We start from the raw sequence: 8,157 nt of genomic DNA, 5'->3' as shown, positions 1-8,157 counted from the left end.
TGCTCAAAGAATTAAACTTCGTAATGAATTACGTGTTCACTCTTGAGACTTGATATTTTTTAAGTCCGTAGACTTTTGATATCAATCCTGCGAGTGCCCACACAGATTGTCTGATAAATTGTTAAAGAGCAGTGCGAACAGCGGGTTAACCGTCTGTCGCGAGGTGGCGTATATTACGCTTTCCTCCTTCAGAGTCAATCTCTTTTTCGAGATTTTTCTCTGGCGGGATGAATCACTTCGTCCCTCGCTGACCGTCTGCGTTGCCGCTTTGCCGTGTCAGTGGAGGCGCATTATAGGGAGACTCTGACGAAGCGCAAGCGTAAATTTCAACTTTTTTACTGTTCGGCTGAATTTTGTGCAAAAGGCCCGTTTTTAGCCCTTTTTAATACGTTCCGGCAGGTCAGCCAGGCTATCAATCACCCAATCCGCCGCCGCTTCGCCTTCCGCCGTCACCGGTTTACCGGTACGCACCAACACTTTCGTGCCTACACCAGCCGCCTGCGCCGCCTGCATATCTTCCAGTTTGTCGCCAACCATATAAGAAGCCGCCATATCTATATGGAGATGCTTCTGCGCCGACAGCAGCATGCCAGGCTGCGGTTTACGGCAATCACATTGCTGGCGATACTCTTCAACCGGTGCATCCGGCAGATGCGGGCAGAAATAGATACCATCGAGATCAACATCGCGATCCGCCAGGGACCAGTCCATCCACTCCGTCAGCTGCATAAATTGGTCTTCCGTAAACATGCCGCGCGCAATGCCCGACTGATTGGTGACCAGTACCAGGGCAAAGCCCATTTTTTTCAGCGCCTGTAACGCCTCAATGGTGCCATCAATAAACTGAAAATTATCGATCTCATGGACATAGCCGTGATCGACATTCAATGTGCCATCACGATCAAGAAAAATAGCCGGGACTTTGTTCGCCACGTAGAAACTCCTGCTGCAAAAATTGCCGGTCAGTATCGCATGATTGCGCATACTGAGAGAATGGCAGATTGAATGACTTTCATTGATTTAGCCGTCTGGATGCCTTACCATCCATCCAGATTTCACACGGCGTAGCCAGATGAAACCCGAAACACCACGGACAACGCAACACGATAATAATTAACCTAATGATTAAACTCGAAAATATTAGCAAAGTGTTCCAGCAAGGTTCACGCACCATTCAGGCGTTATCTAACGTCAGCCTGCATGTGCCTGCCGGACAGATTTATGGCGTCATCGGTGCATCCGGTGCCGGTAAAAGTACACTTATTCGCTGCGTCAATCTGCTGGAGCGTCCTACATCTGGCCGGGTATTGGTCGATGGTCAGGATCTGACCGCACTTTCCGAAGGTCAGTTGACACAGGCACGCCGTCAGATTGGCATGATTTTCCAGCATTTTAATTTGATGAACTCACGCACTGTCTTCGGCAACGTCGCTCTACCGCTTGAGCTGGGCAATCTTTCTCGCGAGCAGATCAAACAGCGCGTCAGCGAGTTGCTGGACCTGGTGGGCCTGGCGGATAAACACGATGCCTGGCCGGCGAATCTGTCCGGTGGTCAAAAACAGCGTGTGGCGATTGCCCGTGCTCTGGCCAGCAACCCTAAAGTGCTGCTGTGCGACGAAGCCACCAGCGCTCTGGATCCGGCAACAACCCGTTCCATCCTCGAGTTGCTTAAAGATATCAATCGCCGTCTTGGTCTGACCATCCTGCTGATCACCCATGAAATGGATGTAGTGAAGCGCATCTGCGATCAGGTCGCCGTAATCAGTAATGGCGAACTGATTGAGCAAGACAGCGTTAGCGAAGTATTTTCTCATCCGAAAACACCGTTGGCGCAGCAGTTTATCCAGTCAACCCTGCATCTCGATATTCCTGACGATTACCAGCAACGCATGTCGGCCCTGCCAGGAAATGACACCGTACCTTTATTACGCCTGGAATTCACGGGCAAGTCGGTGGATGCGCCTCTGCTGTCAGAAGCGGCACGTCGCTTCAACGTTAATAACAATATTATTAGCGCGCAGATGGATTACGCCGGTGGCGTGAAGTTCGGCATTATGCTGGCCGAGATGGACGGCAGCGAAAATGATACGCAAGCCGCCATTGCCTGGTTGAAAGAGAATCATGTGAAAGTTGAGGTACTGGGTTATGTCTGAAGCGATGATGTGGCTACTGGGACGTGGCATTTGGGAAACGCTGATGATGACCTTTGTCTCCGGCTTCTTTGGCTTTGTGCTTGGCCTGCCCGTTGGCGTTTTGCTGTACGTCACCCGTCCCGGCCAGATTCTGGCGAACGGTGCGTTGTATCGCGTACTCTCGGCGCTGGTGAATATCTTCCGTTCCATCCCGTTCATTATCCTGCTGGTCTGGATGATTCCCTTTACCCGCGCGATCGTGGGAACGTCGATCGGTTTACAAGCCGCGATTGTGCCGCTGACCGTGGGGGCCGCGCCGTTTATCGCCCGTATGGTTGAGAACGCCTTGCTCGAACTGCCCACCGGGTTGATCGAAGCGTCACGCGCGATGGGGGCCACACCGCTGCAAATCGTACGCAAGGTGTTGCTGCCTGAAGCCCTGCCGGGGCTGGTGAATGCCGCTACAATTACTTTGATTACGCTGGTTGGCTACTCCGCGATGGGTGGTGCTGTGGGTGCTGGCGGACTCGGCCAGATCGGCTATCAGTATGGTTACATCGGCTATAACGCCACCGTGATGAATACCGTTCTGGTCCTGTTGGTGGTGTTGGTTTATTTAATCCAATTCTGTGGCGACCGCATCGTGCGTGCTGTGTCCCATAAGTAAGCAAGCAATATCAATATTCTCTATTAAGGAAAGGATATGTCTTTTACATTTAAAAAGATTGCCGCTGTGGGCGCGCTGATTGGCGTGATTGCGCTGGCCGGATGCGATCAGAAAGCCAAAGATCCAAACCACATTAAAGTGGGTGTGATTGTTGGCGCCGAGCAGCAGGTTGCTGAAACGGCACAGAAAGTCGCGAAAGAGAAGTATGGCCTGGATGTTGAATTGGTCACCTTCAACGACTACGTTCTGCCGAACGAAGCCCTGAGCAAAGGCGATATCGATGTTAACGCCTTCCAGCACAAACCGTATCTGGATCAGCAGATCAAAGATCGTGGCTATAAGCTGGTACCGGTTGGTAACACCTTTGTTTACCCCATCGCGGGCTACTCCAAAAAGATCAAATCTCTGGATGAGTTGCAGAACGGCGCTCAGATCGCCATCCCGAATGACCCGACTAACCTTGGTCGTTCGCTGCTGCTGTTGCAGAAAGTGGGTCTGATTAAACTGAAAGACGGTGTTGGCCTGCTGCCGACCGCGCTGGATATCACCGAGAACCCGAAAAACCTGAAGATTGTTGAGCTGGAAGCGCCGCAGTTGCCGCGTTCACTGGACGATCAGCAGATTGCGCTGGCAGTAATCAACACCACTTACGCCAGCCAGATTGGCCTGACCCCGGCTAAAGACGGTATCTTCGTTGAAGATAAAGATTCACCGTACGTGAACCTGATCGTTAGCCGTGAAGACAACAAAGACGCTGAAAACGTGAAGAAATTTGTTCAGGCTTATCAGTCTGACGAAGTCGCGGAAGCCGCGAACAAAATCTTCAACGGTGGTGCGGTGAAGGGCTGGTAATCCCCTCTTCTCATGCCATTCAGGGCGGCTTCGGCCGCCCTTTCTTTTGCCGGTTGTGGCAGCTGACTTGTTATTTACGGTTGTCCTTGTTTCAATAACGCCACTTTTTAAAACATGAGGATGTTGCCATGCGTTTTTTACCGCTCTGCTTGTTGGCATTGATGCTGACCGGGTGTGTGCGTGAATATCACCCGATAAGCAGTGCTTCATCGCACCCGCAGCAGCAATCCAGCGAACCGGAACGCCGCCCTGCGCCCCGTCCGGCCCCGGTGAAGATTTACACGGACGCGACCGATTTGGTCAGCAAACCTTTCCGTGACCTCGGCGAAGTGTCTGGCGATGATTGCCAGAGCAGCACCCAGGATTCACCGCCAAATATCAATACCGCCCGTAAACGCCTGCAACTGCGAGCGGCGGGAATGAAGGCGAACGCCGTGCTGCTGCATAAGTGCGAAATCGTCTCCAGCACTCCGGGTTGCTATCGTCAGGCCGTCTGTCAGGGTTCTGCACTGAAAGTTGCCAATCAATGAGTGAGTTTGCCTTTGCGCAAATCGGCGTAATTCATTCGCCGTGGAAAGAGAAATTCGCCGTGCCGCGCCAGCCGGGTCTGGTGCAGGATGGCACCGGTGAGCTGCATCTGCTGCCACCTTACAACCAGGCTGAAGCGGTTCGCGGTCTTGAAGCGTTCAGCCATCTGTGGGTGCTGTTTGTTTTTCATCAAACTATGGCTGGCGGCTGGCGCCCCACCGTACGTCCACCACGCCTGGGTGGCAATGCGCGCATGGGCGTCTTTGCGACGCGTTCAACCTTCCGACCCAATCCGATTGGTATGTCGCTGGTTGAACTCAAAGGCATCCGTTGCGAAAAGCAGCAGGTCATTTTGCAGTTGGGCAGTTTAGATCTGGTGGATGGCACCCCGGTGGTCGATATCAAACCTTATCTGCCGTTTGCCGAAGCCTTACCGGATGCACGCGCCGGATTTGCCCAGCAGGCTCCCGAGGCAGCAATGCCGGTGCGTTTCTCTGCACTGGCGTTGACGCAAATTCAACAGCAACAAAAAAACCACCCCCATCTGGCACGCTTTATCAGCGATGTACTGGCTCAGGATCCGCGCCCTGCTTATCGCAAAGGTGAGGCAGAAGATCGTGAATATGCTGCCTGGCTGCTCGATTTTAATGTGCGCTGGCGCATTGATGAGGCAGGCACCGAGGTGATCGCTCTCGATCCGCGCTAAAACACGCTTTTGAGTGGCGGATCTCGCTGGTACACTAGCCGCCAGCAAAATTTTTTGTCAGTGATCTTCCGTATAACTGGAATCGTAATCAATGCGTACTACTCAATATTTGCTCTCCACTCTGAAGGAGACGCCCTCCGATGCGGAAGTTATCAGCCACCAGCTGATGCTGCGCGCCGGGATGATCCGTAAACTGGCTTCAGGACTTTATACCTGGCTGCCGACCGGTGTTCGCGTGCTGAGAAAAGTCGAAAACATCGTGCGTGAAGAGATGAACAACGCAGGCGCGATTGAAATCTCCATGCCGGTGGTTCAGCCTGCCGATCTGTGGGAAGAGAGTGGCCGTTGGGAGCAATATGGTCCCGAACTGCTGCGTATTAAAGACCGTCACGATCGCCCGTTCGTGTTGGGTCCGACGCATGAAGAAGTGGTCACTGACCTGATCCGTAACGAGTTGAGCTCTTATAAGCAATTGCCGCTCAACTTGTATCAGATCCAGACCAAGTTCCGTGACGAAGTGCGCCCACGCTTTGGGGTGATGCGTTCACGCGAGTTCATCATGAAAGATGCCTACTCGTTCCACACCTCGCAGGAATCGTTGCAGGAAACCTATGACGCGATGTATCGCGCCTACAGCCAGAGCTTCAGCCGTATGGGGCTGGACTTCCGTGCGGTACAGGCCGATACCGGTTCCATCGGTGGTAGCGCTTCACATGAATTCCAGGTGCTGGCGCAGAGCGGTGAAGATGATGTGATCTTCTCCAGCGAATCCGATTACGCCGCTAACATCGAGAAAGCTGAGGCTCTGGCCCCGGCTGGCGAACGTCCACAGCCGACACAACAGATGGTGCAGTTCGACACACCAAACGCGAAAACCATCGCCGAGTTGGTTGAACAGCATCAGCTGCCGATTGAGAAAACGGTCAAAACGCTGTTTGTTAAAGGCACCGAAGAGAGCGGCCATGCGCTGGTTGCCCTGCTGCTGCGTGGTGATCATCAGCTCAACGAAGTGAAAGCGGAGAAGCTGGATATCGTTGCCGCACCGCTGGAAATGGCGACCGAAGCCGAAATCCGTGCGGTTCTGGGCGCAGGTCCGGGTTCCCTCGGTCCGGTGGGTCTGACCATGCCGGTGATTGCTGACCGTACCGTGGCGAAAACCAGCGACTTCTGCACCGGTGCCAACATCGATGGCAAACACTTCGCTGGAATTAACTGGGGCCGTGACTTGCCGGAACCGCGTGTCGAAGATATTCGCAACGTGGTGGAAGGCGATCCCAGCCCGGACGGTAAAGGCACGCTGCTGATCAAACGTGGTATCGAAGTGGGTCACATCTTCCAGCTCGGCACCAAATATTCCGATGCGCTGAAAGCGGCGGTGCAAGGCGAAGATGGTCGTAACCAAATCATGACCATGGGCTGCTACGGTATCGGTATCACCCGCGTGGTGGCGGCGGCAATTGAGCAGAACCATGACGAGCGTGGCATCATCTGGCCGGCAGCCCTGGCACCGTTCGAAGTGGCGATTCTGCCAATGAACATGCACAAATCTTTCCGTGTGAAAGAAGTCGCGGATGATCTGTACAACGCGCTGCGTGCCAAAGGCATTGACGTGATTCTGGATGACCGTAAAGAGCGTCCGGGCGTGATGTTTGCCGATATGGAACTGATTGGTGTACCGCATACCATCGTGATCGGCGATCGCAACCTCGATAATGAAGAGATCGAGTACAAAGCGCGTTCCGCCAGCGAGAAAGAGATGATTAAGCACAGCGAAATCGTCGAATTCCTGGCAAAAGCCCTGAACAAGTAATCTCCCAGAGCGCCTCTGACCAGAGGCGCTTTTTTTAACGCACTTTTCCCCGCAGCGCCTTGGTATTACTTCGCCGCGCTTTGCCGTCCAGTCGTCGTTCTTTCGATGCCCGGGTGGGACGAGTGGCGCGCCTCACTTTTTCCACCGTTGTCAGTTCCCGAATTAAATTAATCAACCGCTGTAACGCAGCTTCGCGATTCATCTCCTGGCTACGATATTCCTGCGCTTTGATAATCACCACGCCATCCTCGGTGATCAAATGGTGACGCGCGGCCAGCAGACGCTCTTTATAAAATGGCGGCAATGATGACGCATTGATATCAAAACGCAGGTGGATGGCGGTCGAGGTTTTATTGACATGCTGCCCACCAGCGCCCTGCGCACGGATGGCACTCAACTCGACCTCATTTTCCGGCAGTGAAACCGAACGTGACAATACAATCATGTGATACCTGCCGCAGGAAGGGTTCCTGTACTGCGTAATAACCTGTCCATTAACTTAACCTTTTGTGCGCTGTGCAGACGCTTAACAGCAGCGAATTTTGCCACTTTTCTGCTTTTCTCTGAATGCTTCGCGCTGTTCACTGGCTGATTTCAGTGAATTGCCTGTGATATAGTCTCCTATCAACCAGAGTATTGAAACTCTGCTGAGGAGGTGAATGTGCAAAAGTATTGTGAGTTAGTTCGCCAGAAGTATGCCGAAATTGGCAGCGGCGACCTGGGTTATGTGCCAGATGCCATTGGATGCGCGCTGAATGCACTCAATGATATTGCCGCTAATTCTGCGCTAAACTCTTCTGTCAGGGAACAGGCAGCCTATGCCGCTGCAAACTTATTGGTGAGCGACTATGTTGACGAATGAAGCCTACAAACCCATCAACTGCGATGACTACGACAACCTGGAACTCGCCTGCCAAAAACACTGGACGCTTGCGCTCGAATTAAAAAACGGTGATCAGCTCAAGGCGAAAGCCGTGGACATGATTTCACGCAAAAACGTCGAGTATCTTGCGGTCGACCTCTCCGGCGAAACACGCGAGCTGCGGCTCGATCACATCGCCAGCTTCAGCCACCCTGAGCTGGGCACCGTTATCGTCAGCGAAGACGAGTAACCTTCCTACGGGCGGGAAATCCCTCTCCCGCCCCCCTCGCTATGGCTGTAGCGAGCTGTAATACGCCGACAGATCTTCCATATCCTGATCGCTTAACCCGGCTACAAACGCTTTCATTACCTCAGCCTGCCCCCCACTGCGCTCCCCTTTTTTGTAGGCTTGTAACGAGTGCAGCAGATAAGGTGCGTGCTGCCCGGCCAGATTAGGATACAAAGGCACGGCGCTTTTTCCTTCCGCACCATGACAAGCCAGACAACTGGCCGCTTTTTGCGCCCCGGCCTTAATATCACCGTCGGCCAGCGCCGGCAGTGCCACGGCGAAAAGTGCCGCCGCGATCCAGTGTTTCATCA

Annotated in this window: 11 protein-coding genes; 8 read left to right on the top strand and 3 right to left on the bottom strand. The window is 53.3% G+C overall.

Going from position 1 to position 8,157, the window contains the following annotated elements; all coding sequences use genetic code 11:
- Positions 1-372: 372 nt before the first annotated feature.
- Positions 373-933 carry a D-glycero-beta-D-manno-heptose 1,7-bisphosphate 7-phosphatase gene (gmhB, locus tag CTZ24_RS04020; protein WP_208724861.1) on the bottom strand — a complete coding sequence of 187 codons (561 nt, stop codon included), beginning with the start codon at positions 931-933 and terminating at the stop codon, positions 373-375.
- 188 nt (positions 934-1,121) lie between these two features.
- On the opposite strand from gmhB, the gene metN reads away from it, so the two are divergent.
- From metN to proS, 6 genes are all read left to right on the top strand, one after another.
- Positions 1,122-2,153: a methionine ABC transporter ATP-binding protein MetN gene (gene metN / locus CTZ24_RS04015; protein ID WP_208724859.1), complete on the top strand. Its 1,032-nt coding sequence runs from the start codon at positions 1,122-1,124 to the stop codon at positions 2,151-2,153.
- On the top strand, positions 2,146-2,799 hold the full coding sequence (locus tag CTZ24_RS04010; RefSeq protein WP_013507970.1) for a methionine ABC transporter permease MetI: 654 nt from the start codon (positions 2,146-2,148) through the stop codon (positions 2,797-2,799). The genes metN and CTZ24_RS04010 overlap by 8 nt, the downstream gene beginning before the upstream one ends.
- 36 nt (positions 2,800-2,835) lie before the next feature.
- Positions 2,836-3,651 (top strand): MetQ/NlpA family lipoprotein, encoded by an 816-nt coding sequence (locus tag CTZ24_RS04005; protein ID WP_013507969.1) that lies wholly within the window; start codon positions 2,836-2,838, stop codon positions 3,649-3,651.
- Between the two features lie 128 nt (positions 3,652-3,779).
- Positions 3,780-4,181: an envelope stress sensor lipoprotein RcsF gene (gene rcsF, locus CTZ24_RS04000; RefSeq protein ID WP_021184647.1), complete on the top strand. Its 402-nt coding sequence runs from the start codon at positions 3,780-3,782 to the stop codon at positions 4,179-4,181.
- Entirely contained in the window at positions 4,178-4,885 is a 708-nt protein-coding gene (gene tsaA, locus CTZ24_RS03995) for a tRNA (N6-threonylcarbamoyladenosine(37)-N6)-methyltransferase TrmO (RefSeq protein ID WP_208724857.1), read from the top strand. The genes rcsF and tsaA overlap by 4 nt, the downstream gene beginning before the upstream one ends.
- 91 nt (positions 4,886-4,976) lie before the next feature.
- Entirely contained in the window at positions 4,977-6,695 is a 1,719-nt protein-coding gene (gene proS / locus CTZ24_RS03990; protein WP_208724855.1) for a proline--tRNA ligase, read from the top strand.
- Between the two features lie 34 nt (positions 6,696-6,729).
- On the opposite strand, the gene arfB is transcribed toward proS, so the two are convergent.
- Positions 6,730-7,140, bottom strand: coding sequence for an alternative ribosome rescue aminoacyl-tRNA hydrolase ArfB (gene arfB / locus CTZ24_RS03985; protein WP_208724854.1), 411 nt, complete (start codon positions 7,138-7,140; stop codon positions 6,730-6,732).
- 216 nt (positions 7,141-7,356) lie between these two features.
- On the opposite strand from arfB, the gene CTZ24_RS03980 reads away from it, so the two are divergent.
- The gene (locus CTZ24_RS03980) at positions 7,357-7,557 is read left to right on the top strand and encodes a YaeP family protein (RefSeq protein WP_013507964.1); all 201 of its coding nucleotides are present in this window, start codon (positions 7,357-7,359) and stop codon (positions 7,555-7,557) included.
- Positions 7,544-7,807, top strand: a complete 264-nt coding sequence (gene rof, locus CTZ24_RS03975; RefSeq protein ID WP_013507963.1) for a Rho-binding antiterminator — start codon at positions 7,544-7,546, stop codon at positions 7,805-7,807. The genes CTZ24_RS03980 and rof overlap by 14 nt, the downstream gene beginning before the upstream one ends.
- A 39-nt stretch (positions 7,808-7,846) precedes the next feature.
- On the opposite strand, the gene CTZ24_RS03970 is transcribed toward rof, so the two are convergent.
- Positions 7,847-8,155, bottom strand: a complete 309-nt coding sequence (locus CTZ24_RS03970; RefSeq protein ID WP_036626609.1) for a c-type cytochrome — start codon at positions 8,153-8,155, stop codon at positions 7,847-7,849.
- Positions 8,156-8,157: the final 2 nt, after the last annotated feature.

This window comes from Pantoea phytobeneficialis (assembly GCF_009728735.1).
In the GTDB taxonomy this organism is placed as follows: Bacteria; Pseudomonadota; Gammaproteobacteria; order Enterobacterales; family Enterobacteriaceae; genus Pantoea; species Pantoea phytobeneficialis.
This window is presented reverse-complemented; position numbering and strand designations above follow the sequence as displayed.